The sequence below is a fragment of the Paraburkholderia acidicola genome (assembly GCF_002362315.1).
Lineage (GTDB): Bacteria > Pseudomonadota > Gammaproteobacteria > Burkholderiales > Burkholderiaceae > Paraburkholderia > Paraburkholderia acidicola.
This window is the reverse complement of sequence record NZ_MTZV01000004.1, coordinates 1,118,120-1,143,788: the sequence shown is the minus strand read 5'-3', so window position 1 is coordinate 1,143,788 and position 25,669 is coordinate 1,118,120. Positions and strand designations below refer to the sequence as shown.

Below are 25,669 nucleotides of genomic sequence, written 5' to 3'. Positions count from 1 at the left end.
TGGTCAGAAGTCGACTTTCATGCTGACGGTGAGGTTGCGGCCGGGCGCGGTGTACGCGTCCTTGATCGGCGATGCATCGGCGATGCCGCGCACGTCGGACCAGTTCCAGTACCTGCGGTCGAACAGGTTGTAGATGCCGGCGTAACCGATGACGTGTTTGCTGAAGCGATAGCCGCCGCGCAGATCGACGACCAGCGACGAAGGCGGTGCGAAGCAGGTCTGCGAGTTGCAGTTCTTCGGCGTGATATCGCTCGATTTCTTCGCGGCCTGATACAGCAGATCGGCTTGCGCAAACCAGCGTTCGCTGGGTTCGTAGCGCACGCCGAACACCGCGGAAAACGGATTGATCGTGTCGAGCGGCAGGCTCGGCGTGCCGTTGTTGTCGACGCTGCCTTTGGTGAACGCCATCGCGGTCTTCACCGAGAAGCCGTGCGGCAACATCCATTCGGCGCGACCTTCGAAGCCGTGAATCGACGCCTTCGCATAGTTGACGTACTGAAACACGAGCGGATTGTTCGGCCGCCCCGTCCCGCCGATAACCTGTTGCGAAATAAAGTCGCGATAGCGTCCGGTGAATGCTGCCGCGCTATAGCGCAGCGGTCCGAGCCCGGTGCCGAGCTTGCCGCGCAGACCGATTTCGAAGGTATCGCTGGTTTCGGGTTTCAGGTTCGGATTGCCGATCGAGGTGTAGCCGAACACCGGATTCGCAAAGCTGTTGTTCACCTGATCCGGCGATGGTGCGCGGAAGCCGTGCGCGTACTGCGCATACGGAATCAGCGCGGGAGACACTTCGTAGAGCACGGCAAGACGCGGCGACAACGCGCTGTCGCTCGACGAGACCGGCGTGCCGAGATAGCGTGGATCGCCGGTTTTCGCGCTGAGCCGGTAGGTGTCGAAGCGCAACCCGGGCGTGACCGTCAGCGCGCCATAGCTGATCTGATCCTGCACGAAGGCGCCGAGCAGCCGGTAGTCGGTATCGGGAAACGCCTTGTTTGGAAACGGTGCTTCGCCCACACCGGGCACCGTGCCGTTGCGCAGATTCGTGATGCGATCGATGCTGCCGTCGCCGCCATACAGCAGCTTGTGCGTCAGGATGCCGGTGCGAAAACGGCTCTCCGCAAACGCCGAGCCACCGAACAGCCGTTCCTTGTACTCGTTGTCGCGCGACCGCGAAGGCTGCGAGCCACGTGTCTCGTACGACTTCTGGTTCTGCGACGCGTCCTGGTAATAGAACTGCACGTGCGCAGTCTGGAAGAAGCGCGCGCTATCGTCGTTGAAGTCGTAGTCGAGGCTGTAGCGGTTGCGCTCGAGCTTGCTGTTGTCGGTAAGTCCGAGTGTGGTCGGCGGATTGATCGCCGACAGCACGTTTGTATCGATGCGCTGGCGGACGGTTTCGGCGGTGAACTTGAACGTGTCGTGCGCGGTGGGCTTGACGACCAGCTTGCCGAGCAGCGTTTCGGTGTACGTGTCCTGCGGATTCGCCGTGGTGCGGTTGGGGCCGGCGCTGTTGTTGCTGCCATTGCTATCGAGTTCGTGGCCACGACGACCATCGGCGATCACCATGCCTTGCACAAGATCGTTGCCGCCTGCCGCCGAGACGGTCGCACCAAAACTGCGGTCGCTGGAATCGTAGTTCGGTCGCACGGAAAAATAGGTTTTCTTGCCGTACGTGTCGAGCAGATCCTGCGGATTCTTCGTGATGAAGTTGACCGCGCCCGTCAGCCCATCGCTACCGTATAGCGTCGAGGCCGGGCCGCGCAGGATCTCGAGACGCTCCAGCGTGCCGATGTCCGCGTAGTCGCCGCGACCCGCTTCGAGCGGACCGAACGAGAACGAATACGGCAGACGGATACCGTCTTCCATCAGCAGGATGCGATTGCCTTCGAGGCCACGAATGTTGATGCTCGAATCGCCGTCGCGGCCGCCGCCCTGCGCGGCTGAGACCGGGCGATACGCGGTACGCCGCACGGTGACGCCCGGCTCGTAACGCAGTGCGTCCTTGATGTCGGTGGCTTGCTGTTCTTCGAGATCGTCGGCGGTGATCACCGATACGCTCGCGGCCGTGTGGCTTTGGCTGGTCGCCGTGCGTGTGGTGGTGACGGTGACCGGATCGAGCATGCGCTCGTTGCGCGGCGTGGGGGTGTTGTCCTGCGGTGGCGTGGTGGCGTCAGTGGCCGCGTAGACATGCGCGGACGAGGCGCCGATCACCCCGATGCTAACGACGCCGGACAGCATGGCGGACAGCGGCCGCCGCGCCAGATGAATGTGATGCACGTGTGGTTCTCCCGATCAAACAAACCCGTATGACTGGCTGGGTGAACGAGAGCACCTGGCTGGCACCTGCTGCGCAGGCTGAATGGTAGATGTAAGTAAAGCCTGATGACTTTATTGAAGATGAGAATCATTGTCAATAAGGCCACTACGGGCGGCGCGGGTACGTATCAAGCGGGTCGCGACGGGCTCGTGACGGGCGGGCGGTCCGGCAAACGTCAGCGGGCGAGCTGCGTTTTCAGCCACCGATAGAACTGCTGGATCGTCGCTTCGCGCGGATGGCCTTCGCGCCAGGTGAAGTAGTAGTCGAGCGAAGCGGGGATTCTCACGTGACCGAGCTGGACCAGTTCGCCGCGCTCGAGAAATGCGCGCGCCAGTTGCAGGCGCGCGGTCGCAACGCCTTGCCCGGCGACGGTCGCCTGCAGCAACAAACCGGCGTCGTCGAACATCGGCCCGCGATCGGGTTCGTCGGCGGCGATACCGGCTGCCTCGAAGAAGTCGCGCCATGAGCGCCGCGAAAAGCGCAGCAGCGGCATCTCCGGCAGGTCTTCGATGCGAAACGCCGGGTAGCGCGCGAGCAGTGTCGGGCTGCACACGGCAATCACCTGGTCGTCGAGCAGCTTGCGGGCGAGGAACCCTGGCTCGTCCACCCGTCGATGCCAGATGCCGATATCGACGGAATACGGATCGGGCGGCACGACGTTCGCGTGCATGTGCAGCGACAGGTCGATCAGCGGATGGGTTTCGTAGAAGTCGCCGAGCCGCGGAATCAGCCAGACCGACAGGAAGTCGGACATCCCGCTCAGTTCGAGCCGCGTCACGCCTGCCGCTCCGACGCCGCGCCGTGCCGCATCGAGCGCCTCGCGCAGGTCGTCGAGGTTGTGCCGCACGCGATCCGCCAGTTGGGCGCCTGCCGCGGTCGGGATCATGCGTGCGCCGGCGCGGCGAAACAGCTCGACGCCGAGCTGCGCTTCGAGCCCTCGCAGATGGTGGCTGATCGCGCTGTGCGTCAAATGAAGTTCTTCGGCGGCACGGCTGAAACTACGGCGGCGCGCTGCCGCTTCGAGCGCACGCAGTGCCTGTAGCGGAGGAATGGGAGTCGGCATGACGTCAAATTCTACTCACAATTGCCGTCTAAATCTCTCGCTGGCTCCGCTGCCGATACTCGCGAATAATCGAACCCTGCTATTCGACCCGGGCTGTCCGCATCATGACCTCCACCAGACTGCGCGTTTTCGCGGTATTCGCGCTCGCGTACTTCGTCTCCTATTTGTACCGCGGCGTGAACCTCGGCTTTGCGCCGTTCCTGATGCACGACCTCGGTTTTTCCGCGACCGATCTCGGCACGCTGACGAGCCTTTACTTCCTCGGTTTTGCCGGCGCGCAGATTCCGGCGGGCGTGCTGCTCGATCATTTCGGACCGCGTCGCGTGACCGCCTGCGTGATGTTGATCGCGGCCGTCGGCATCCTGATCTTCGGCACCGGACACACGCTACCGACGATGATGATCGGCCGTGCCCTGATCGGCGTCGGCGTATCGGTGTGCCTGGGCGGCGCGTTCAAGGCGACCGCGCAGCACTTTCCGGCGGCGCAACTGACACTCGTCAATGGGCTCGTGATGGCGGTCGGCGGGCTGGGCGGCGTCGTGGTCGGCACGCCGCTGTCGTGGCTGCTGACGGTGGCGAGCTGGCGCATCATCTGCATCGGGCTCGCGATCTTCACGACGATCGTCGCAGCGAACCTGTATGTGTTCGCGCCGAACGTACGCGACACCCATCACCAGGCCGGCATGTTCGAGCAATTCAAGGGCACGTTGCACATCTTGAAGAGCCACGCGTTCTGGAAGCTGGCCATGTTCTCCGGGCTCACGCAGAGCGTGTTCTACGCGATGCAGTCGCTGTGGGTCGGCGCTTTTCTGCGCGATGTCGTGATGCCGCTGTCGCCTGGCAACGCCGCTGCGGGCGCCGCGTTTCTCGTGTCGGTGCTGGGGGCGGCGTTTATCGTCGGCAATGTCGGCTTCGGCGCGCTGGCTCGCACGCTCGAGCGGCGCGGCGTCAGCGTGCAGCTGTTTTCTGGTCTGACGATGTTGTCGTTCGTGCTCGTGCAGGCTGCGATCGCTGCGCGCGTGCCGTTGCCCGAACCGGTGTTGTGGGCGGCTTACGGTGCGCTCGGCGGTACGGGCATCCTGACCTACACGGTGCTCGCGCGGCACTTTCCGGTGCGGATGGTCGGTCGCGTCAATACGACCTTCACGCTGGTGATCTTTCTCGCGATCTTCGTGCTGCAGGTTGTCATCGGCGCGGCGCTCGGCCACTGGCCTGCGCACGACGGACACTATCCGGTGGTTGCGCATCAGAGCGTGTGGGCGGTGCTGATCGTGATGCAGGCGGCGTGTGCGGTGTGGTACTTCATGCCGGCGCGCGGGCTGCGGGTGACGGTGCAGCCGCGGGAGTCGCAGGCGTAGATCAACTGGGCGCATAGCCCGGTCGAGGAGCGTTCGTTTCTGCGAGCGAGCGAAACCCTTCAACGAGCCCACGTGTTTGCCACGACTGCATGCGTACACGCGGCGCTCAAGGTGAGCAGTTGATATCGTGCGTGCCGTCGTCGCTCATCTCGCAAACGGGTCGCCCGAACTGTCGAATCCGCTCCTCGAGGTTGGGCGCGACGACGTGTAACGTCATGTCTCCGATAAAGGCCGCGCAAGTGAGTAGCGCCATGACGCGCCACCTGCCGTAAAAATAGCGCCATCCGAACCATCCCGCGACGAAAGCGCACAACAGCGGTACGGCGGTCAACGCCCAACCATGCAGTCCAAAGTCCGAGAAGAGTTCTCTTGCCAGCTCGCCTTCATAGACGATGAGACCGACTCCCCTGCGACCCAGGAGAATCACGCCCACGATTGGGACGACGATAGAGGCAATCAGGCTGACTATACGTCTCGGTGTGCTGTCTTTTTTCATACACTCGTCGCATTTACAGCGCGGGTTTGAGGCAACGGTGGGTGCGCAGCCCATGATTGTCGTAGCGTACTACGCGGACATACAACGGATGGCCTCGCGCAAATGCTATCCTGCGCTCCCGCAGCAGACGCTGCGAACATTCTTTTTGCGCCTTTTTTCCAGCATTTTTCCCGGCACTTTTCTGGCATCCAACGCCGCCTGAATTCATGACCCGTGCTTCTCTCACACCACCGTCTTTTACCCTCCGCGAACTGCAGCGCGAGGAACTGGTACGGGTCTGGACCATCGATCGCAGCGAGGTGATCCACCATCTGTACCGCCTCAAAGACGGACAGCTGGAGCGTTACCCCGAGTTCTACGACATGCACGGCTGGCCCGAAGGCGAGGCGGAGCATTACACGCCGATACTGCTCGACTGCTACGACCGTGGTGGCTGGTGCGCGGGGCTCTTCGATGGCGAGCGGTTGATCGGTGCGACGATCGTCGATAGTCGCTGGCTCGGTCCGAACGCGGACATGCTGCAACTGAAGTTCCTGCACGTGAGTTGCGCGTATCGCGGCCGCGGCGCGGGCATGCAGTTGTACCGCGCGGCACAGGCGCATGCGGTGCAGGTCGGCGCGCGCCGCCTGTATGCATCGGCGACGCCTTCCGTGAGCACGATCGATTTTTATCTGCGGCTCGGCTTCGTGGTGAGTGCGCAGCCGGACCCGCAGCTATTCGCGCTGGAGCCCGAAGACATCCATATGGAAGGCCCGCCGCTCACACCGTGTTGAGCATTCCGCCATCGACGAAGTACGTCGAACCGACGCTATAGCTCGCCCGCTCCGAGCACAGAAAGACGATGAAGTCCGCCAGCTCGGCTGGCGTCGCGAAGCGCCGGATCGGCGCGTGATGGTCGGCGACCTGCTGCAGATGACCTTCCCAGTCGCCGCCGGAATCGCTCGTGAGCTGCTTTGCGGTCTTGATCCAGTCGGGTGTCAGCACGAGGCCCGGGTTGATCGTGTTGACGCGGATGTTGTCGCCGATCAGCTCGTTCGCGAGGTTCTTCGAGAACATCATCAGCGCGGCCTTGGTGACGTTGTAGATCGGCTCGTAGCCGAGCGGCTGCACGGCGCAGATCGACGCGTTGTGCAGGATCGCACCGCCGCCGCGCTGCTTCATCGACGGAACGAGACCGCGCGCGAGCCGCACGGCGGCCATCACGTGCAGGTCCCAGTACGCCTGCCATTTTTCGTCCGGCGCGTTCATGATCGTTTCGTTGCTGCCGGTGCCTGCGTTGTTGAACAGGATGTCTGCGCCGCCGAACGCGTCTATGGTCGCCTGCACGAGACGGTCGACGCCTTCGACGGTGGCGACATCGCAGGCAACCGGCACGGTCCGCACGCCGTGCTGTGTCGCGATCTGCGCGGCTGCGGCTTCGAGGCGGTCGGCGGTGCGCGCGGCGAGCACGAGGTTGACGCCTTCGGCTGCGAAGCTCTCGGCTACGGCGAGTCCGATGCCGACGCTCGCGCCTGTCAGTACCGCGACTTTTCCGCGTAGATGCAGGTCCATTGGGGTGTCTCCTTCGATGTTTGAGTTGTCCGGCTGCACGACGGCGCGATGTGCCTGCTCATCATAGGGCATGCAGTTACTACCGCGAAACGGTGCGAGGTGAGTGGTGAGGTGCGCGACAGCAGAACGCCGCCGGACAGAGAACCGCGTGGGATGTACGAGGAGAAAACGTCTGCAGCGAAACAGTCTGCGCAGCGAACACCGCGCAGACTGTTGCTGGTTAGCCGGCGGTATCGGCGGTATCGGCCGTACCGTCCGCAGCAGAACGCCGCGCCGCAATCAAATCAGCGAGCCGAGCGACCTGCTGTCCGTCGACGGTGAAGTTATCGGCGGCGAGCCAGTCCTCGAAGCCTTGCCGGATGGCGGGCCATTCGTTATCGATAATCGAGAACCATGCCGTGTCGCGATTGCGTCCCCGGTAGACAACCACTTGCCGGAACAGCCCCTCGTACGTGAATCCGTACCGCGCGGCGGCGACACGCGACGGCGCATTCAGCGCGTCACATTTCCATTCGAAGCGTCGATTACCGAGGTCTTCGAACACATGCTTCATCGTCAGATACATCGCATCGGTTGCAGTGCGGCTCTTCTGGAGCAGCGGCGAGTAAGTGACGTGGCCGACCTCGATCGAACCGTTCGCGCTGTCGATGCGCATCAGCGCCAGCGTGCCGACCGCCTTGCCGCTCGCCAGATCGATCACCGCGAAATGCAGCGGATCGGTGAGCGTGGTCATCTTCGTGAAGTGCGCCTTCCAGGCTTCGAACGAATCGAACGGGCCTACTGCGAGGTAGGTCCAGATACGCCCGTCGGCGGCTTTGGCGTGGGCCTCGTACAGGTCGCGTGCGTGGCGCGCGACGTTCACCGGTTCGAGACGCGCATAACGTCCGGTGAGCGTGACGTGTGCGGGTGTCTGTGCGCCTTGCCAGTTCGGCACGGGCGCGCCGATCGACTGGCCGTATTCGTTCTGCAGCGGTTTCAAGCGTAGCTCCTTGTGGTGTGGCGGCGAGCAGGTGGGCGGGGTTTCATGCAGACCGGCCTGCTAAACGGGTATGCGGTTTTGTGTCGACAGCATACGGCCATCGTTGTCGCGGTTTTAGAGCCAATCGGTGCGGGCACGCTGGGGCCAGCCTGAGCTGCCCCCTGGTCGACGCAGCGCTGCACGCGCCGGTCGCCGATGCAAATTGCCGTGGCATCTTTTTTATACCCGGGTATAATTCGGCGCAATCGACGGCTAAAGGAGTGGTACGTGAATCGACAGGCAACGACGTGTACAGCGTTCGAAGGCGTGCGAAGGATTGCGGCGGGCAGCCGGCAAGAGGTGGCTGTGGCGCTGAAGAAGCTGGCCGGGCAGGGTGAGCAGGCATCCATCCTGGTCTTCGACGACCTGACCAGCCAGCCCGTCGAGTTCGATCTGCGCGGCACCGTCGACGACGTGCGCGCAAGACTCGCCGGCACGGAGCCGGAGGCCGAGCCGTCCGCAAACGCAGATCAGGAACCCGTCGACGCAGCACCGCGCGGCCGTGGCCGGCCGAAGCTCGGTGTAGTGGCGCGCGAGATCACGCTGCTGCCGCGTCACTGGGACTGGTTGAACGAGCAGTCGGGCGGTGCATCGGTTGCGCTGCGCAAGCTCGTCGACGCCGCGCGGCTCGCGAGCGAGGACAAGGACCGCGTACGCGCTGCGCAGGAGTCGACCTACCGGTTCATGACCGCGCTGGCCGGCAACCTGCGCGGCTACGAAGAAGCGACGCGCGCGCTGTATGCAAACGACCGCACGCGCTTCGACAAGCTGCTCGCAGCGTGGCCAGCCGACGTGCGCGAGCACGCGAGACGATTGGCGGACGGCGCGTTCGCCGTGCGCTGAGGAGCAGGTCCCCCCGGCTTGTCAGCACGATTCCCACTCCGTACACTCGCGCGTAATTCACAACAGCGCTGTTTTCACGGCGCTGCCCAGGATCATCCCGCGTATAAAAAGGAGACCTCTCGCCGTGGCCAATACTTATTTCCCGCGCTGGCGCGCGCAACCGGATGCCGCCGCGGGTCGCATCGTCGGTCCTGACGAGCGGTTGCCCTGGCCGCAGATGATCGCCATGGGCATCCAGCACGTCGTCGCGATGTTCGGCTCGACGGTGCTTGCACCGCTGCTAATGGGCTTCGATCCGAACCTGTGCATCTTCATGTCCGGCGTCGGCACGTTGCTGTTCTTCGTGATGGTCGGTGGCAGGGTGCCGAGCTATCTCGGCTCGAGCTTCGCGTTCATCGGACTCGTGATTGCGATCACCGGCTATACGGGGCACGGCCCGAATCCGAACATTGGGCTTGCGCTGGGCGGGATCATCGCGTGCGGTGTGGTGTACGCGATCATCGGCGCCATCGTGTCGGCGATCGGCACGAACTGGATCGAGACTTTGCTGCCGCCGGTCGTGACCGGGGCGATCGTCGCGGTGATCGGGCTGAACCTCGCGCCGATCGCTGTACACGGCGTGAGCGGCAGCGCGTTCGAATCGTGGATGGCACTCGTGACCGTGCTGTGCGTGGGCGGCGTCGCGGTGTTCGCGCGCGGCATGCTGCAACGCTTGCTGATTCTCGTCGGCCTGCTGATCGCCTATGCAATCTACGCGGTCGTGACGAACGGCCTCGGGTTCGGCAAACCCATCGATTTCTCGATCGTCGCGCAGGCTGCGTGGTTCGGCATGCCGCATTTCACCGCACCGGTATTCAACGCACAGGCGATGACCCTGCTCGCACCGGTCGCCGTGATTCTCGTCGCCGAAAACCTCGGACACATCAAGGCGGTCAGTGCGATGACGGGCCACAATCTCGATCGCTACGTCGGCCGGGCGTTTATCGGCGATGGTCTCGCGACGGTCGTGTCAGGTTTCGCGGGCGGCACGGGTGTTACGACCTACGCGGAAAACATCGGCGTAATGGCCGTGACGAAAATCTATTCGACGCTGGTGTTCGTCGTCGCCGCGGTGATCGCGCTGATTCTCGGCTTCTCGCCGAAATTCGGCGCGGTGATCCAGACGATTCCGGGGCCGGTGCTCGGCGGTGTATCGATCGTGGTGTTCGGGTTGATCGCGGTGACGGGCGCGCGCATCTGGGTTGTCAACAAGGTCGACTTCTCCGACAACCGCAACCTGATCGTGGCCGCGGTCACGCTCGTGCTCGGGGCAGGTGACTTCTCGTTGAAACTGGGCAGCTTCGCGCTTGGTGGCATCGGGACGGCGACGTTCGGTGCGATCGTGCTGTATGCGTTGTTGCGCCGTAAGCCTGTACAGGACCCTGTCGTGTAAAGGGCCGCGGGCATCGGGCACGACGCTGTACCGATGCCGATACCTGCACACGACGCGGTGATCCGCCGCGTTGCGCGCATCAGACTCGACGCTGCACTGCTGCCTGAGCAGCACGCCGTGTTTCGATGCGCCGCGCGTGCATCGGGCACGACGCTGAACGCCGCGCCGTTCAGCCTTTACCGCGGTTACGACTCGTCAGTGCCGTTTCCGCGAGATCTACTTCGCGCATCAATTTGGTCAGCGTTTCGTCGTTGATCTCCTGCGTGCTGCGCAACCCAAGCAGCGTCGCACGTTCCGCGCGCATCGCCGTGAGCTTCATACGGAATTCGAGCGCTTCGGCGGTGCGCGCCGCTTCGCCGGTTTCCTTCTCGTCGGTCAGCGTGACGAGCCTGCGTCGGTAGATGTCCATCACGCGTGCGGTGACGTCAGTGCAGTAAGCTGCCGCCGATTCGTCGAGATCGGCGGTAGCGGTCTCATGCAGATCGTCGACGGCACGAATCGCCGCCTGCGCGCCGCGTGTACGCGCGAGGCGCTCCTCAGCCGCATTCGGATCGCGCCCGCGCCGCCAGCCGCGCAGCAGTAGCGGCAACGCGACCACTGCTACAAGCAGCGACAGCAGAATGACGCCCGACGCGATGAAGATCGCGGTATCGCGCCCCGGCAGCGCAGTGCCGTCGTCGAGCGCGACCGGCAGCGACAGAACGCCTGCCAGCGTGACAGCCCCGCGTACGCCGGCCACCGTCGTGACCGACACGGTGCGCAGCCCCGGCACCGCGCTTTCGACCCCGCGTTTCGCCGCGCCGCGGCTCGCGAACCAGCGCAGCAGCCACACCCACACGAAACGCATCGCGTACAGCGCGAGCGCGACTGCCGCAACGTAGCCGAGCAGTTTCCACACCTGCGCGTTACTGGTGTGATGCGCATCGAGCAGCGCACGGCCGAGCACGTGCGGAAACTGCAGCCCGAGCAGAATGAACACCATCCCGTTGAAGACGAAATCGATCATCGTCCACGTGCTCGCCATGCGCATACGGGTCGCGACAGCAGCGGCTTCGGCGAGCTTCGTGTAGTTCATCATCATGCCCGCGGAGACCGCCGCGAGAATGCCCGAGCACTCGAAATGCTCGGCGAACAGATAGGCGGCGAACGGAATCAGCAGCGTCATGACCACGCCGGGCGCCGGGTCGCCTTCGGCCGACAGGTTCAGAAAATGCGCCGACACGAAGCTGAAGAGCCAGGTGACAGCGATGCCCGTCGCGAGTCCGCCGGAGGCGATCAGCACGAAACTGATCGACGCTTCGCGTAGCGAGAACACGCCGGTCAACGCAGCTGCGACCGCGAACTTGAGCGCGACGAGACCGGATGCGTCGTTCATCAGCGCTTCGCCTTCGAGGATATGCATCAGTTGCGCCGGAAGCCGGTTCTTGCCCGCGATACCGGTCAGCGCCACCGCATCGGTCGGCGACAGCACTGCGGCGAGTGCGAAGGAGACCGGCAGCGAAATCTCCGGCACCAGCGCATGGATGAAGTAGCCGACCGCGAGCACGGTCATGAACACGAGCCCGAGCGCGAGCATCAGGATCGCGCGACGCTGCATGAAGAATTCGCGCTTCGGGATGCGCCAGCCGTCCGCGAACAGCAGCGGCGGAATGAACAGCAGCATGAAGATCTCGGGATCGAACGTGACATGCAGGCCGAGCACTGGCCACGCGAGCACGGCGCCGATGGCGATCTGCATCAGCGGAAGCGGTAGCGAAAACGGCAAGAGCCGGACCGCGATGCCGGAGACGGCGACGGCGAGCAACAGGATCAGAACGGTAAAGACAATTTCCATGGGCGGAGTCGGAAGCGACCGTTTAACGGAACGCCGCACGTGGGCGGCCAGTGAAATTGAAAGGCAGTGGTGCCGGCAGTGTAGCCCGATGCGATGGCGGTCCGGTGCAAAACACACAGACCGCTACGGCCCGGCGCTTACGGAAACAGGCAGCGTGCATAAGGGACCACAATACTCGCTGCGCACTGTTGCGGTGCAGTGAACGCCCTCGCCCGACGCACGAACCTTACGGGCGGTGCAGGCTTCATTGCAAATTTCGCCAACGCGTGGTCCGCTGTGCGCATGGAGCTTGCTTAACCTGTATCGATGACGCACATTTCGAGAACAGACACCGTGCCCCGTTCCATGCGGACTGCATGGGTGCTGCTCTCGCTCGAGAGGAATGCATGACGATTGCGCAACAGGAAAGGACGGCCGTGGGGCCGCACGGCTTCGAGCTGTCAGTGACCTCGGGGTTCGAACGCTATTCGGTGCAGCACGGCGAGCTCACGCTCACCAGCGTATTTCAACCGATCTTCAGTCTGTCGCATATGCGGGCGGTCGGTTATGAAGGATTGCTGCGCGCGCACGATGCACTCGACCGCCCGGTATCGCCGCTCGACGTATTCGGCCAGGCCGCGCGTCTCGGCGAAGTGCTGCAGGTGGACCGGCTCGCCCAGGCGCTGCACCTGGAAAACTTCAAGGTGCTCGGGGCCGAGCGCGAATGGCTGTTTCTCAACGTGCACCCCGGTGCGCTCACCGATCCCTACCATTCCGCCGCGTTGCTCGCGAATCTGCGGCGGCTCGATATCTCGCCGCGCCGCATCGTGCTCGAAGTGCTCGAGCAACGGGCCGAAGACATCGAACGTCTGGCCGATGCCGTGCGTCAATTCCGCGAGCGCGGCTTCCTGATCGCACTCGACGATTTCGGCGCGGGCCATTCGAACGTCGAACGCATCTGGCAGTTGAATCCCGACATCGTGAAGCTCGACCGGGTCATGCTGTCGCACGCCGCGCATCGTGCGGACATGGCGGCGATCCTGCCTGGGCTCGTTGCGCTGCTGCACGAAGCGGGCAAGCTCGTGCTGATCGAAGGTGTCGAGACCGAACACGAAGCGCAGATGGCGCTCGCGTGCAACGCGGATTTCGTGCAGGGTTTTTTCTTCGGCCGCCCGAACCCGGGTGTGGCGGACAGCGTGCAGTCCGCGCAGTGCATCGGCGAGCTGACCGAGCGCCACCGCATCCAGACCGAAGCGCGCGAGCGGCAGAACGCGGCTCGCCTCGCGCCGTATGTGCGCGCCTTCGAACGGGCCGCCGAGCGCCTGAGCGCCGGCGAAGCGCTCGATGAGGTGTGCTGGAATTTTCTCGCACTCGATCACGCGGCGCGTTGCTTTTTGCTCGATGCGAACGGTCGGCAGTCGGGGCGCAACGTCGTGCTGCGCGCGGATCGTGCGGCACACGAAACACGTTTTCTGCCGCTCGCCGATGCGCAGGGCGCGAACTGGCTGCGTCGGCCGTACTTTCGCGCGGCGATTGCGGCACCCGAGCGTGTACACGTGACGCGCCCGTATCTGTCGATCAACGAAGCGATGCCTTGTGTGACGCTATCGGTGGCGACGCGCATTGGTGATGAGACCTGCGTGCTGTGCGGCGACATCGACTGGCTCGATGAGGCGCGCATCTGAGATCATGTCGTCTTTCTGTTCCGAAGACGACGATCCGTTATGCCTGTTACTCCTGTTCTGCTCGAAGTCATCGCGACGACTGTCGCCGACGCGCGGCTTGCCGCGCAGGCCGGTGCTGACCGGCTCGAACTCGTTACCGCGATGGGCGAAGGCGGCCTCACACCGAGTATCGGACTGATCGAAGCGGTGGTCGAGGCCGTGACGATTCCGGTGAACGTGATCGTGCGTCCGCATAGCCGTTCATTTGTTTTCGACGCGCATGACCTTGCCGTGATGACACGCGATGTTCGCGCGATTGTTGCAGCGGGTGCGCACGGCATCGTCACCGGCATGCTGACGCCAGCGCGTGAGATCGATCGAGAGGGGGTGGCGCGGTTGATCGATGCTGCCGATGGTTTGGCCGTCACGTTTCATCGCGCGTTCGACGAAGCACGCGATCTCGCCGAAGCATTCGATACGCTGCTCGGCTTCAAAGCCGTAACGAATGTGCTGACGTCGGGCGGCAAACCTTCGGTGCTGGACGCGACCGATACGATCCGGATGCTCGTGCAGCAATCAGCGGGATCGCATTGCACGGTACTTGCGGGCGCTGGGCTAACCGTCGATGCAATCGCCGGCTTCGTGCGCACGACCGGCGTCGCGGCGGTGCACTTTGGTTCGGGTGTGCGGATCGGTGGCAGCGGTCTTGCGCCGGTCGATCCGCAGCAGGTGGCGCGCGTCAGGGTGTTGCTCGACGCGGTGACTTGATCAACATGACATGACAGCGCGCGCCGCAGACTGCACGGCGCGCGCATTGTCGCTTACTCCGCACTCACTTCGCGCTCACTTTGCGACGACTACTGGAATACCGCGCAGCGTTCCCGCGCCTTTCACCTCAGCAAGCGCCTGCTGAACCGCCGCCGACGTCGCCGCATCGATCTGCAGTTGCTTAACCAGATCGCGCTCGCTGCGTTTCACACCAGCGAGGTTCGCCAGCTTCACGTGACCATAACCGCGCACACGTGCATGCAGATCAGCGAGCTTCGCGATGACTTCGGCGGTGTCGGGCTGCAACACGCTAAAGGCTCGCAGCATGGTGTTTTCGTAATCGTCGGCGAGCGCACGTTCCATGCGCCGTTCAAGCGATTTACCGAACGGATCGAGCATGGTGCCACGCAGTCCACGCCATTTCGAGAGCATACCGAGCACGGGCCACATCCATTGCCCGAACGTCAATTTGCGCGGCACTTCACCGTGCTTCGAACGCGCGAGTCCCGGCGGCGCGAGGTTGAACTTCACACCGAAATCCTTGCCTGCCACGCCTTCGAACTGCGCTTCGAGCGCTTCGCGGAACGCCTTGTCCGTATGCAGACGGCCGACCTCGTACTCGTCCTTCACAGCAAGCAGACGGTAGAACGTCGTCGCGACGGCGCGTGCAATACGGTCGTCGTTGGCGCTGCCTTCGGCCTTGCGTGCCGCATCGACGAGCGCGCGATAACGCTTCACGTACGCTGCGCCGCCATAGCTTGCGAGACGCGTTTCGCGATCGGCGATCAACTGGTCGAGCGTGTCGAGATTCACTGCCGGTTTCGCCGAATGACGCGCCTGCCACAGCGTTTCGAGTGCGCCAGGATCGGCTGCGGCCAGGCGGCCGACTGCGAACGCGAGCTGGTTCATCGGTACGGCGACGTTGTTCAGTTCGATTGCGCGCATCAACGCGCCGAGCGAGACCGGCACGAGCCCGAGTTGCCACGCGAAGCCGAGCATCAGGATGTTCGCGCCGATCGTGTCGCCGAGAAAGCGCGTGGCTAGCGATTGCGCATCGCACGCGGACATGCGTTCGTCGCCGGCTGCGTGACGCATCTTTTCATAGAGCGCATCCGCATGCAGGTTGGCGTCGGGGTTCTGCACGAACGTCGCATTTGGAATCGCGTGCGTGTTCACGACGATGCGGGTGCGGCCATGACGCACGGTCTGCAATGCGTCGGCGCCGGCGCCGACCACCATGTCGCAGGCGAGCAGAACGTCGGCCTGCTGCGTATCGATGCGCACCTGGTTCAGCCATTCGTCGCGTGCGGCGAAACGCACGAACGACAGCACCGAGCCGCCCTTCTGCGCAAAGCCCATGAAGTCGAGCACCGACGCGCTCTTGCCTTCGAGGTGCGCGGCCATGCTGATCAACGCACCGACCGTCACGACACCCGTCCCGCCGACGCCCGTTACCAGGATGTCGTACGGTGCAGCGTCGAGTTGCGGCATCGGCACGGTGAGCGCATCGACCCGCTTGGCCAGCGCTTCGACGTCGAATGCGACGCCCGCGGCTTTCTTCAGCTTGCCGCCTTCGATCGTCACGAAGCTCGGGCAGAAGCCGTTCACGCACGAGTAGTCCTTGTTGCACGACGACTGATCGATACGACGTTTTCTGCCGAGTGGCGTTTCCACCGGCTCGACCGACAGGCAGTTCGACTGCACACCGCAATCGCCGCAGCCTTCACACACAGCTTCATTGATGAAGAGACGCTTGTCGGGATCGGGGAATTCGCCTTTCTTGCGGCGCCGGCGTTTTTCGGCGGCACAGGTCTGGTCGTAGATCAGCACGGTGACGCCGCCAATGTCGCGCAGCAGGCGCTGTACGGTATCGAGTTCGCGCCGGTGATGAAACGTCGTGCCCTGCGGAAAGAGATTGTGATGACCGTCGTACTTCTCCGGCTCATCGCTGACCACAACGAAGCGCGACACCCCTTCCGCTTCGACCTGACGCGCGATCTGCGGCACCGAGATGCTGCCGTCCACAGGCTGGCCGCCCGTCATCGCGACTGCATCGTTATAGAGAATCTTGTACGTGATGTTGGTTTTCGCCGCGACTGCCTGGCGGATCGCGAGAATGCCCGAGTGGAAGTACGTACCGTCACCGAGGTTCTGGAACACGTGCGGCGTCTTCGTGAACATCGAATGCGAGGCCCAGTCGACGCCTTCGCCGCCCATCTGGATCAGGCCCGTCGTGTCGCGCTCCATCCACGACGCCATGAAATGGCAGCCGATGCCGGCTTGCGCAATCGAACCTTCGGGCACCTTCGTTGAGGTGTTGTGCGGACAGCCGGAGCAGAAGTACGGCGTGCGCTTCACTGCATCGGCGGCGTTCGAGAGGATTTGCGGCGCGACGAGATCGACCACGCGTTCGCGCCGATCGAGCGCAGGCTTATGGCGCGCGAGCCAGTTCGCGAACACGGGCAGGATGCGCGACGGGCGCAGTTCGCCCAGCGACGACAGCAACAGCGTGCCGTCCTGCGCGTGCTTGCCGATCACGACCGGACGCGCGCCCTCCTGGCGGTTGTACAGATAGTCCTTGATCTGCTGCTCGATGACCGGACCTTTCTCTTCGATCACGAGTACTTCGGAGAGACCTGCGACGAACGCGTCGATACGCGTCATTTCGAGCGGGAACGACAGGCCGACCTTGTAGATCCGCACGCCTGCCGCTTCGAGGTCCGCGACCGTCACGTCGAGCCGGCGCAGCGTTTCCATCAGGTCGAGATGCGCCTTGCCGCACGTGACGATGCCGACGTTTGCGTGCGGGCTCGGGGCGATCCATTTATCGATGCTGTTGGTGCGCGCAAAGTGCCGTACCGCGTCGAGCTTCGCGGCGAGGCGCGCTTCGATCGTGAGACTCGGCAGGTCGGGCCAGCGGTTGTGCAGGCCGCCCGCGGGCGGTTCGAAGCCGCTGGGGTCGTCCCATGTGGTGTGCAGCGCGTCGAGATCGACGGTTGAGCCCGATTCGACGGTTTCCGAAATTGCCTTGAAGCCGACCCATGCGCCCGAGTAGCGCGACAGCGCCCAGCCGTACAGGCCGAATTCGAGCATATCGGCGACGTTCGATGGATTCACGACCGGCATGTGCCAAGCCATCATCGCGAAGTCGCTTTGATGCGGCATCGATGATGAGACGCAGCCGTGGTCGTCGCCAGCCACGACGAGCACGCCGCCGTGTGCCGACGAGCCGTACGCGTTGCCGTGCTTCAGCGCATCGCCCGCGCGGTCGACGCCTGGCCCCTTGCCGTACCACATCGCAAACACGCCTTCGACGGTGCGCTCCGGGTCCGCTTCGACGCGTTGTGTCCCGAGCACCGCCGTGCCACCGAGTTCTTCGTTGATCGCAGGAAGAAAGCGGATGTCGTGGCTATCGAGCAGTTTCTTCGCTTTCCACAACTGCTGGTCGACCATGCCGAGCGGCGAGCCGCGATAGCCGCTGATAAAGCCTGCTGTGTTCATGCCGCGCGCGCGGTCGGCGTCGCGCTGCATCAGCGCGAGACGGACAAGCGCCTGGGTACCGGTGAGGAAGATGCGGCCGCGCGTAGCGGTGAGGTTGTCCGACAGACGGTAATCCGAGAGGGCGGGCGTTCCGTCGACGGGCAGGCGGGCGGTCATTGTGGAGTCTCCTGTTATGCATTCGCCACGCCGGGCGATCCCGGGCGTGGCGAAAGAGACTCTATTTTTTCGCGCCGAATAGAGAATATTTTTGCTAACTTGCTGCGCTGTCGGTCTGAATGCGCGACGCGCGCGGCGTTTCACCGGTTTTTTGAGTGAGTTCTACCGGGCGCCTGGGTAGGGTGCGCGGGCACCGTCGATAACACGCCCGCCGCCGATGCATTGCTGTACGCTGACGGCTTCCTTTCCGCATCCGGGAGTCGTCAGATGAAACTCTATTACTGGCCGAAGACCCGCGCGTTCCGCGCACTCTGGATGCTCGAAGAGATCGGTGCTCGCTACGAACTGATTCACGTGAACATCCGCGCGGGCGAACAGGGCACCGCCGACTACCGCGACGTCAATCCGATGACGAAGCTGCCTGCGCTCGATGATCATGGCGTGCGCGTGGCCGAGTCGGGCGCGGTGCTGCTGTATCTTGCCGACCGCTTTCCCGCTGCGAACCTCGGTGCAGCGATCGACGATCCGTTGCGCGGGCGTTTCCTGCAGTGGCTATTCTTCACGCCGGGTTGTCTCGAACCGGCGATGGCTGAGAAGATTACCGGTGCTTCCGGCAATACGTTCAGCTTCGGTTGGGGTGATTTCGATCGGGTGAGGCACGCGGTCGACGGCGCGCTTGAAGAAGGCGAATGGCTGCTGGGCGAACGTTTCACCGCTGCCGATCTCTTGCTTGCCGGTACTTTGCAGATTGCGTTCGCCGCGAAGCTGCTGGAGCCGAAAGGCCGGATCGGCGATTTCGTCGAGCGGGCCGTGTCGCGCGATGGTCATGCGCGTGCGGTGGCGGTTGAGCAGCGGGAACTGGCGGCGTTGAAGGTTACGCGGTAATCGGTGTAGGCCTCAACCCCGCTGCGGATCCGGCGCCGACCCCGCCGGAATCATTTCATGCGGCTCAAGCGGCACGACTTCATCGAACTGCGAGTAGTCGATATAGCTCACCCCATCTTCGTCGTGCATCAGATCAATGTAGCGATACTGCCAGCGAATGTCCGCAGCCGGCCATGATTTGCGTTGCTGCATCGTCTGCGCGGTGGTTTCGTCGGAGCCTTCGATGATCGCCAGCAACGATGCGTCGCAAGCTGCCAGCGACTCCGCCGTCTGCCCATACAGCGGACTCGTTTCATCGATGATGTGCATCAGGCTCCAGCCGAGCTGGAAGATCGGATGCTGGTCGCGTATCAGCGCGAGATCGCGGATCTTCCGCGACCGGTAGCCTTCCGGCGTTACTTCGACACGCATCAGCCGTAGCCTTGCGTGCGCTTCGGCAATCACGTTCTGCCGTCCGTTCGCCGAGCGCACGACAAGCGTCATCTTCCCATCGAGCATCCGCACGATCGCGTAACGCGAAAACATGATCTTGGCGTGAGGGCGCGAGAAGCGCGCGAAGATCAACCCGGTCGCCAGCGCGATGCCCGACATGCCGATAAAGATCTCGACGGTCGCGACCAGATGCGCGTAGATCGTCTGCGGATGCATGTCGCCGTAGCCGACCGTCGCCAGCGTTTCGACGCTGAAGAAAAACGCACCGGTGAAGCCCTTCGGAAACTGGTTGGCGATCGGCGTGGTGCCGAGCATGTAGAGCGAGGCAAACGCGGTATTGAGCAGCAGGAACAGCACCGCCAGCGCGACGAAGAAGGATGGCCAGCTGGCGCGCAGCGCCTGGTAGTAGAGGTCCTGCCAGAGCGGCATCGGCAGGCCCTGCGCGAACACGACGCGATCGTCCATCTTCAGCCGGCGACCGCGGCGGCGCATCGGTGCCTCGGCGGTATCGGACGCGGATGCGTCGAAGCGGCGATCGTGTGAGCCTGTAGCCATCGCGTGCCCGTCAAGTTGAAAACGCGCACAGCGTAGCACGCCGGCTACGCGTGTCCACAGCCGCCATGCGCCACGCCGCGTAGGTCGTCAGGTCAGGGAAAGCCGCGCGGCTTCGGAATGCCCGCACCACGCTCGATATCTCCAACAGCCTGCTGATGCGCGGATTCGATCGCATCGGCCTGCTCCAGATAGCCGGCATCGCCGCCGACCGTGGTCCACGGTTTCACTGCCTTGTTGCGATGTCGGATCTCGTATTCGGCGTCCCAGTGTGAGCCCTGCAATTCGAGCGGGCGCACGTGGATCGTATAGACGCCGTAGAGGAAGAGCTGTTCAGCCATCTTCGCCTCCAGCCATGTAGGAAAAGCAGATCAGAAAATGCGGCGCGACGCGCCCGCAAGTGACAGCTCGCACACTACAGATCAATCTCGCCAAGGATGCGATGGGCGAGCGCCTTCGCTTCTTCGAAAGCTTCCTCTGGCGTGGACGAGGTCGACTCCACTTCGTAGAGCGTGTTTTCCGGCTCATCACCTGCGTCGCGAGCAAGCACTACGACGCCCCGATATTTCCCGCCGTCTAACGGCTGCACCGTTGCAGTGGCCGTGTAGATCCCTTTGGTATAGGTGATGTCGTCCATGATGCATCTCCTGCAAGAGGGAGATCCATCCTAGCACGATGATTCGGCGTCGACCGGGCGTAACTTCGTAAGGTTTTCTGAGCCGCCCGCACGGAGGCGGTGCGGCCCGTGTTACGGCTACGCGGCTTGAGAAAGCAGCGCGACGACTTCGTCGAGCGACGGCGAGTGCGCGCCCGCATGACGGCACGCCGCGGCGCCGGCCGCGAGTGCGAACGCGAGATGCTCGTTCCAGTGGCGCTGCGGCGAAGTCATCAGGCTGAACAGCAATCCGCCGATCGATGCATCGCCGGCACCGACCGTATCCGCGACTTCGACGCGCGGCGGCTTCGCTTCGACGATCGTCTCGCCGTCGATCAACGTCGCCGTTTCCGGGCCACGCGTGACAAGCACGACGGCCGTCGGATTCAGCGCGCGCAGTTGCGCGAGCGCGGCCGCTTCGTCGTCGGTCTTGAAGATGAGGCGCAGGTCTTCGTCGGAAACCTTGATCAGATCGGCGAGCGCCGCCATCCGGTGCAATGTCGGCTCGTAGCCGTGCGCCATCAGGTTGCGGTAGTTCGGATCGAAGCTGATTTTTACGCCGCCGGCGCGTAGCGTGGCGGCGAGTGTGGCCAGCGTTTCGCCGAGCGGCTGTCGCACGAGACTGATGCAACCGAAGTGCGCCCACTTCACCTGCTTCATCCAGCCATCGGGCAATTGCGACGGATCGAACGCGAGGTCCGCGCTGTTGTCGCCCATGAAGAAGTAGGTGGGCGGATGGGTTTCGTGGACGATGGCCAGTAGCGGCGCACGATCGATGCGCTGCAGGAAACGCATGTCGAGTCCGGCCGCGACGCTCGCGTTCCAGATCTGGTCGGAGAAATAGTCGGTGCCGAGCGAGCCCGCGCAGCCGGTCGACACGCCGAGTCGCGCGACCGCGCGCGCGACGTTCCAGCCTGCGCCGCCCGGCACCGATAGCCAGTTCGAGGTATCGGTACGGACGAGGTCGGTGAGGATGTCGCCTGCGGAGACGAACTGGGGCAATGTGGTCGGATCGGTCATGCGGTTCACCGTGCGGAGAGGGTCGCGACAGGCGTCACTGCAGCAGCCGATGCAGCCGACGCGCTGTCCAGCCCGTGGATCAGCACTTCGTAGCAGGCGCCCATCGTGTGGTAATCGGTCTTGCCGGCGGGGCTCTTTTCATCGCTGTACTTGCGGTTGTCGCACGTGAGGATGCGATACCACGCGCCGTACTGGTGATCGACGAAATAGGTCCAGCTATAGCGCCAGAGTTCGTCATACCAGTCCCAGAACCGTTCGTTGCCGGTGCGCTTGCCGAGCAGCGCGGCGGTCGCGAACGTCTCGGCCTGGACCCAGAAATACTTGTCGTGATCGCAGACCGTGTCATCCGGTCCGAAGCCGTAGTACAGGCCGCCGTGATCGTTGTCCCAGGCGCGCGACATTGCGGCGTCGAAGAGTTCGATGGCGCGCGGCAGCAGCCACGGTAGCGGCCGGTGCCGTTCGAGGATCAGCAGCAGCTTCGCCCATTCGGTCTGGTGGCCAGGCTGGAAGCCCCACGGACGGAAGATGTTCGAGCTGTCTTCCTCGTTGTAGTGCCAGTCGACCGACCAGTCCGCGTGAAAATGCTCCCACACGAGTCCCTGCGACAGCTTCGCCTGGCGCAGCGTGATGTTCGATGCGACGCGTTCCGCGCGGTCGAGATAGACGAGGTGGCCGGTCGCTTCATAGGCGGCGAGCAGTGCCTCGGTGGTGTGCATGTTCGCGTTCTGCCCGCGATAACCGCTCACCTGCCAGTCGGCCGTCGCTTCGTCGGCGTAGAGACCGCCAGCGGCATCCCAGAAGCGTTTTTCCATCAATTCGAAGGTGGCAGCGATCAGCGGCTTCGCTTCCTCGACACCGGCCATTGCCGCATGCGAGTACGCAAGCAGCACGAACGCGAGACCGTAGCAGTGGCGCGTGCCGTCTAGCGTGTGCTTCTCGCCGTCGCGCCATTCGAGTTCCCAGTCGTAGCCTTCGTGCCGCGGGTCCCAGTGCACTTCGCGCAGGAAGCGCAGCCCATGCCGCGTGTACTCGAGATGCTGCGGATCGCCGAACTGCCGGTACGCCATCGCGTAGTTGAAAACGAACCGGCAACTGCTGACCAGATGCCGCGTGGTGCGGTTGTAGATCGAACCGTCGTCGCGGAAGAAGTGAAAGAAGCCACCGGTCGGATCGAGCGCGTTCGGCGCATAGAAGCGCAACGTGTCCTCGATGTGCGACAGCAGGAAGCCGCGCTCGCGAAAGTTCGCAACGGGCGGCACGGCTACCGGTGCACCTGCGGATTGAGTGGGGTGAAGCGTGTCGGTCTGCGTCATGGCTTGTTCACTGAAGTGCTGGCGCGGGTAATCAGGTGGACGGGTAAGCGGATTTCGAGTTCGGCTGGCGAGTCGGCAAGCAGCAGTTCAACGCCGCGTCGCCCGAGCGCTTCCTTGTCGACGGCGATGGTCGACAGCGGCGGGGTGGCGTGTGCTGCGGCAGGGATATCGTCGAAACCGACGATCGCGATGTCTTGCGGCACGCGTAGCCCACGTGCAAGGCAGACGCGCAGCGCGGCGAGCGCGGCGGCGTCGTTATAGGCAAAGACTGCGTCGGGCCGCGGACCGGGCGCGTCGAGCAGACGCTGCATGGCGAGCGCGGCGCCGGTGTCCGGATCGAGGCCGGCGTCGATCGGTGCTTCGAGCGACGGGTCGAACAACAGGCCCGCTTCGAAAAACGCGCGCCGGTAGCCGAGCGCACGCTCCGCAATACTGAAGTGCGCAAGCGATCCGCCGATAAACGCGATGCGCTTGCGCTTCAGTTCGAACAGATGCTGCATCGCGAGCGCCGCGCCGGCTGCGTTGTCGAGATTCACCGAGCGCAGCCCGTGTGCCCACAGGTCGATCAGCACGAGCGGGCGTTGCATCGCGACCAGCGTTGCCAGCGTTTCGGGTTCGACGAAACCGGCTACTGCGATGGCATCGGGCGCGTGTACGCGCATCTGCTGCACGACGTCTTCGGTTGGGCCCGCGGTGAGCAGCGACGGCACGATGCCGCGTTCGCGACACGCATCCTCGACGCCGTGCAGCACGTGCGAGAAGAACGGTGTGGTCGTGAAGTTGTTGTGCTGACGATGCAGCAGAAACGTGAGCCGGCGAATGCGCGGGCGCAACTGCGCCGCGTCGTAACCGAGCCGGCGCGCGGTCTCGACGACCCGCACCCGGGTCGCGTCCGACAGGCCAGGCTGATTTTTCAGCGCGCGCGAAACCGTGCCGATCGACACGCTTGCTTCACGGGCGACATCGCGAATGGTGGTGGTCATCGATCAGGGCAGACGCGGGTGCGCCGCAGCGGTTTCAGGTGTCGAGGATTGTATAGTAAAACGTCGACTGAAAACCCCTAAACCTACCCGATCAATACGCGTAGATACCCGTATACAGGCTCTCTTGTGATAAATGTTTTGTTTAGTAAAATTCGCTAAACGAGTGTCAAAACCGGTGCTTCGCCGACCCGGAAAATCGCTACGGCCTCGCGCAGCACGGACGCTTCGTCCGCCAGCGCGTTGGCTGCCGAGGCCGCGTTCTGCACCAGCAACGCGTTGTGCTGCGTCATCTGATCCATCTGCGACACGGCCCGGTTGATCTGCTCGATGCCCGAACTCTGTTCGTCGGAGGCATGCGAGATTTCGTCGATCAGCGCGGCCACGCTTTGCACGGAGCCGAGCATCTCGACGATCGTGCTGCCCGCCTTGCGGACCGTCTCGGTGCCGGTCTCGACCTCCGATGTCACCGCGGCGATCAGCGCCGAGATCTCTTTGGCCGCCTGCGAGCTGCGGTGCGCGAGCGCCCGCACTTCCTGCGCGACGATCGCGAAGCCGCGGCCCGACTGGCCGGCGCGCGCTGCTTCGACGGCTGCGTTCAGCGCGAGCAGGTTGGTCTGAAATGCAATGCCTTCGATCACCGAGGTGATGCTGCGAATTTTCTGCGACCGCTCGCTCAGCGATTCCATGCGGTTCATTGCCTCGACGGCGGCTTCGTTGCCGTCTTCCGCTTTCGATGACGCGTGCAGCGCCAGCACGTTTGCTTCGCGCGCGTGATCGGCGTTGGCCTTCACGGTTGCGGCGAGCTGTTCCATGCTGCTGGCCGTCTGCTGGATGCCGGCGGCGTGTTCGTCGGTGCGATGCGAGAGCGCGTGATTGCCGTTCGCGATCTCGCCGGTTGCATGCGAGATGCCGTGCGCGGCGTGCTGGATCGCACCGATCATCGCGGCGAGCCGGTCGCGCATTGCGAGCATCGCGTGCAGCACGCTGTGGGTTGTACCTTGCGCACCGTGTTCTATGCGCACATCGATCGCGAGATCGCCCTGGGCGATTGCGTTGGCGATCGCCGCGGCATAAGCGGGCTCTCCGCCGAGTTGCCGGTACAGCGACCGCGCCATCGTCCAGCACAGCGCACCGACGACGATCACACCGAGCGCAATACACGCGGCGACGAGCGCCTGCACGGTTCGCGCGACGCTCTGCGCGCGATCATATTCGCGCTGCGCCGATTCGACCTGTAATTGCCGCAACTCGGACGTCTCGCGCTTCACGCGCAGTGCCGTGGGCTCCAGCGACTGCGTGACGACCCACTGCGCTTCCGACAGATTGTTCGCCTTCAGAAAAGCTACCGTAGGCGCGATGCCTTTGTCGCGCAGCGTCGCCCAGTCGTCGGCGAAGCGGTTCGCGAGCGTGCGTTCCTGCGGGTCGAGCGGATACGCGCGATATTCGCCAAGCCAGCGATCGATGCTCGCGATATTGCGCGGCGTGGCATCGACCACCGCCGCCGTTTTTGCCGCCGAGGGATCGAGCACTGCATCGCTGATCGCGTAGTGCGTTTGCGCGGCGAGATCGTCGATCGACGAGATGCGTTGCAGCGCTTTCGCGCGGCCTTCGAAGATCTGCTGGAGCGCGGCATCGGTACGCGCGACGCCATACAGACCAATGCCGCCGACGGCGAGCAGAACGAGAACGACGACGGACATCAGCAGATACAGACGGGTTTTGACGGTAAGGCGGGTCATGTGTGTGCGGGAAGTTGAAGCGCGGGTGACAACGCGAATGGCGGGGCGTTGCAGGAATCGGGCGTTGCGCGTCGCGCGATCAGCGTTTCGCTGGTCGGCGCGACGGAACAGAA

General features: G+C 63.7%; 21 protein-coding genes. 7 read left to right on the top strand and 14 right to left on the bottom strand.

The window, feature by feature from the left end:
• Positions 1 to 3 precede the first annotated feature (3 nt).
• Positions 4 to 2,274 carry a TonB-dependent hemoglobin/transferrin/lactoferrin family receptor gene (locus BWP39_RS15425; RefSeq protein ID WP_207556830.1) on the bottom strand — a complete coding sequence of 757 codons (2,271 nt, stop codon included), beginning with the start codon at positions 2,272 to 2,274 and terminating at the stop codon, positions 4 to 6.
• A 215-nt stretch (positions 2,275 to 2,489) separates the two neighbouring features.
• Complete coding sequence (locus BWP39_RS15420; RefSeq protein ID WP_096721536.1) at positions 2,490 to 3,377, bottom strand: LysR substrate-binding domain-containing protein; 888 nt, start codon at positions 3,375 to 3,377, stop codon at positions 2,490 to 2,492.
• A gap of 104 nt (positions 3,378 to 3,481) precedes the next feature.
• On the opposite strand from BWP39_RS15420, the gene BWP39_RS15415 reads away from it, so the two are divergent.
• On the top strand, positions 3,482 to 4,735 hold the full coding sequence (locus tag BWP39_RS15415) for an MFS transporter (protein WP_096721534.1): 1,254 nt from the start codon (positions 3,482 to 3,484) through the stop codon (positions 4,733 to 4,735).
• A 106-nt stretch (positions 4,736 to 4,841) separates the two neighbouring features.
• On the opposite strand, the gene BWP39_RS15410 is transcribed toward BWP39_RS15415, so the two are convergent.
• The gene (locus tag BWP39_RS15410) at positions 4,842 to 5,231 is read right to left on the bottom strand and encodes a hypothetical protein (protein ID WP_096721532.1); all 390 of its coding nucleotides are present in this window, start codon (positions 5,229 to 5,231) and stop codon (positions 4,842 to 4,844) included.
• Positions 5,232 to 5,437: 206 nt separating this feature from the next.
• On the opposite strand from BWP39_RS15410, the gene BWP39_RS15405 reads away from it, so the two are divergent.
• The gene (locus BWP39_RS15405) at positions 5,438 to 6,004 is read left to right on the top strand and encodes a GNAT family N-acetyltransferase (RefSeq protein WP_096721530.1); all 567 of its coding nucleotides are present in this window, start codon (positions 5,438 to 5,440) and stop codon (positions 6,002 to 6,004) included.
• Here the strand turns inward: BWP39_RS15405 and BWP39_RS15400 are convergent.
• Positions 5,991 to 6,782 (bottom strand): SDR family NAD(P)-dependent oxidoreductase, encoded by a 792-nt coding sequence (locus BWP39_RS15400; protein WP_096722619.1) that lies wholly within the window; start codon positions 6,780 to 6,782, stop codon positions 5,991 to 5,993. The genes BWP39_RS15405 and BWP39_RS15400 overlap by 14 nt on opposite strands.
• Positions 6,783 to 7,002: 220 nt before the next feature.
• Positions 7,003 to 7,761: a GNAT family N-acetyltransferase gene (locus tag BWP39_RS15395; protein WP_096721528.1), complete on the bottom strand. Its 759-nt coding sequence runs from the start codon at positions 7,759 to 7,761 to the stop codon at positions 7,003 to 7,005.
• Between the two features lie 267 nt (positions 7,762 to 8,028).
• Here BWP39_RS15395 and BWP39_RS15390 point away from each other — a divergent pair, with 267 nt between their 5' ends.
• Together BWP39_RS15390 and BWP39_RS15385 are read left to right on the top strand one after the other, a co-directional pair.
• Entirely contained in the window at positions 8,029 to 8,643 is a 615-nt protein-coding gene (locus tag BWP39_RS15390; protein ID WP_235851425.1) for a DUF2239 family protein, read from the top strand.
• A 124-nt stretch (positions 8,644 to 8,767) separates the two neighbouring features.
• The gene (locus tag BWP39_RS15385) at positions 8,768 to 10,075 is read left to right on the top strand and encodes a solute carrier family 23 protein (protein ID WP_096721524.1); all 1,308 of its coding nucleotides are present in this window, start codon (positions 8,768 to 8,770) and stop codon (positions 10,073 to 10,075) included.
• Positions 10,076 to 10,244: 169 nt separating this feature from the next.
• Here the strand turns inward: BWP39_RS15385 and BWP39_RS15380 are convergent, their stop codons facing one another.
• Complete coding sequence (locus tag BWP39_RS15380; RefSeq protein ID WP_096721522.1) at positions 10,245 to 11,909, bottom strand: Na+/H+ antiporter; 1,665 nt, start codon at positions 11,907 to 11,909, stop codon at positions 10,245 to 10,247.
• Positions 11,910 to 12,295: 386 nt separating this feature from the next.
• On the opposite strand from BWP39_RS15380, the gene BWP39_RS15375 reads away from it, so the two are divergent.
• Both BWP39_RS15375 and BWP39_RS15370 read left to right on the top strand, forming a co-directional pair.
• On the top strand, positions 12,296 to 13,573 hold the full coding sequence (locus BWP39_RS15375) for a sensor domain-containing phosphodiesterase (protein ID WP_096722618.1): 1,278 nt from the start codon (positions 12,296 to 12,298) through the stop codon (positions 13,571 to 13,573).
• 39 nt (positions 13,574 to 13,612) lie between these two features.
• A complete protein-coding gene (locus tag BWP39_RS15370; protein ID WP_096721519.1) occupies positions 13,613 to 14,320 on the top strand; it encodes a copper homeostasis protein CutC in 708 nt (235 codons plus the stop codon).
• Between the two features lie 75 nt (positions 14,321 to 14,395).
• On the opposite strand, the gene BWP39_RS15365 is transcribed toward BWP39_RS15370, so the two are convergent.
• Positions 14,396 to 17,977: an indolepyruvate ferredoxin oxidoreductase family protein gene (locus BWP39_RS15365; RefSeq protein ID WP_096721517.1), complete on the bottom strand. Its 3,582-nt coding sequence runs from the start codon at positions 17,975 to 17,977 to the stop codon at positions 14,396 to 14,398.
• Positions 17,978 to 18,244: 267 nt separating this feature from the next.
• Between BWP39_RS15365 and BWP39_RS15360 the strand changes: the two genes are divergently transcribed.
• Positions 18,245 to 18,862 (top strand): glutathione S-transferase family protein, encoded by a 618-nt coding sequence (locus tag BWP39_RS15360; RefSeq protein WP_096721515.1) that lies wholly within the window; start codon positions 18,245 to 18,247, stop codon positions 18,860 to 18,862.
• Positions 18,863 to 18,874: 12 nt separating this feature from the next.
• Here the strand turns inward: BWP39_RS15360 and BWP39_RS15355 are convergent, their stop codons facing one another.
• The 7 genes from BWP39_RS15355 to BWP39_RS15325 form a co-directional block, all read right to left on the bottom strand.
• Positions 18,875 to 19,849 (bottom strand): ion channel, encoded by a 975-nt coding sequence (locus BWP39_RS15355; RefSeq protein WP_096721513.1) that lies wholly within the window; start codon positions 19,847 to 19,849, stop codon positions 18,875 to 18,877.
• Positions 19,850 to 19,941: 92 nt separating this feature from the next.
• Positions 19,942 to 20,187: a hypothetical protein gene (locus BWP39_RS15350; protein ID WP_096721511.1), complete on the bottom strand. Its 246-nt coding sequence runs from the start codon at positions 20,185 to 20,187 to the stop codon at positions 19,942 to 19,944.
• 74 nt (positions 20,188 to 20,261) lie between these two features.
• Positions 20,262 to 20,483, bottom strand: a complete 222-nt coding sequence (locus BWP39_RS15345; protein ID WP_096721509.1) for a hypothetical protein — start codon at positions 20,481 to 20,483, stop codon at positions 20,262 to 20,264.
• 117 nt (positions 20,484 to 20,600) lie between these two features.
• The gene (locus BWP39_RS15340; protein WP_096721507.1) at positions 20,601 to 21,521 is read right to left on the bottom strand and encodes a carbohydrate kinase family protein; all 921 of its coding nucleotides are present in this window, start codon (positions 21,519 to 21,521) and stop codon (positions 20,601 to 20,603) included.
• Positions 21,522 to 21,526: 5 nt separating this feature from the next.
• Complete coding sequence (locus BWP39_RS15335; protein WP_096721505.1) at positions 21,527 to 22,834, bottom strand: AGE family epimerase/isomerase; 1,308 nt, start codon at positions 22,832 to 22,834, stop codon at positions 21,527 to 21,529.
• Positions 22,831 to 23,817, bottom strand: a complete 987-nt coding sequence (locus BWP39_RS15330) for a LacI family DNA-binding transcriptional regulator (protein WP_096721503.1) — start codon at positions 23,815 to 23,817, stop codon at positions 22,831 to 22,833. The genes BWP39_RS15335 and BWP39_RS15330 overlap by 4 nt, the downstream gene beginning before the upstream one ends.
• A 155-nt stretch (positions 23,818 to 23,972) precedes the next feature.
• Complete coding sequence (locus tag BWP39_RS15325; protein WP_096721501.1) at positions 23,973 to 25,556, bottom strand: methyl-accepting chemotaxis protein; 1,584 nt, start codon at positions 25,554 to 25,556, stop codon at positions 23,973 to 23,975.
• Between the last annotated feature and the right edge of the window lie 113 nt (positions 25,557 to 25,669).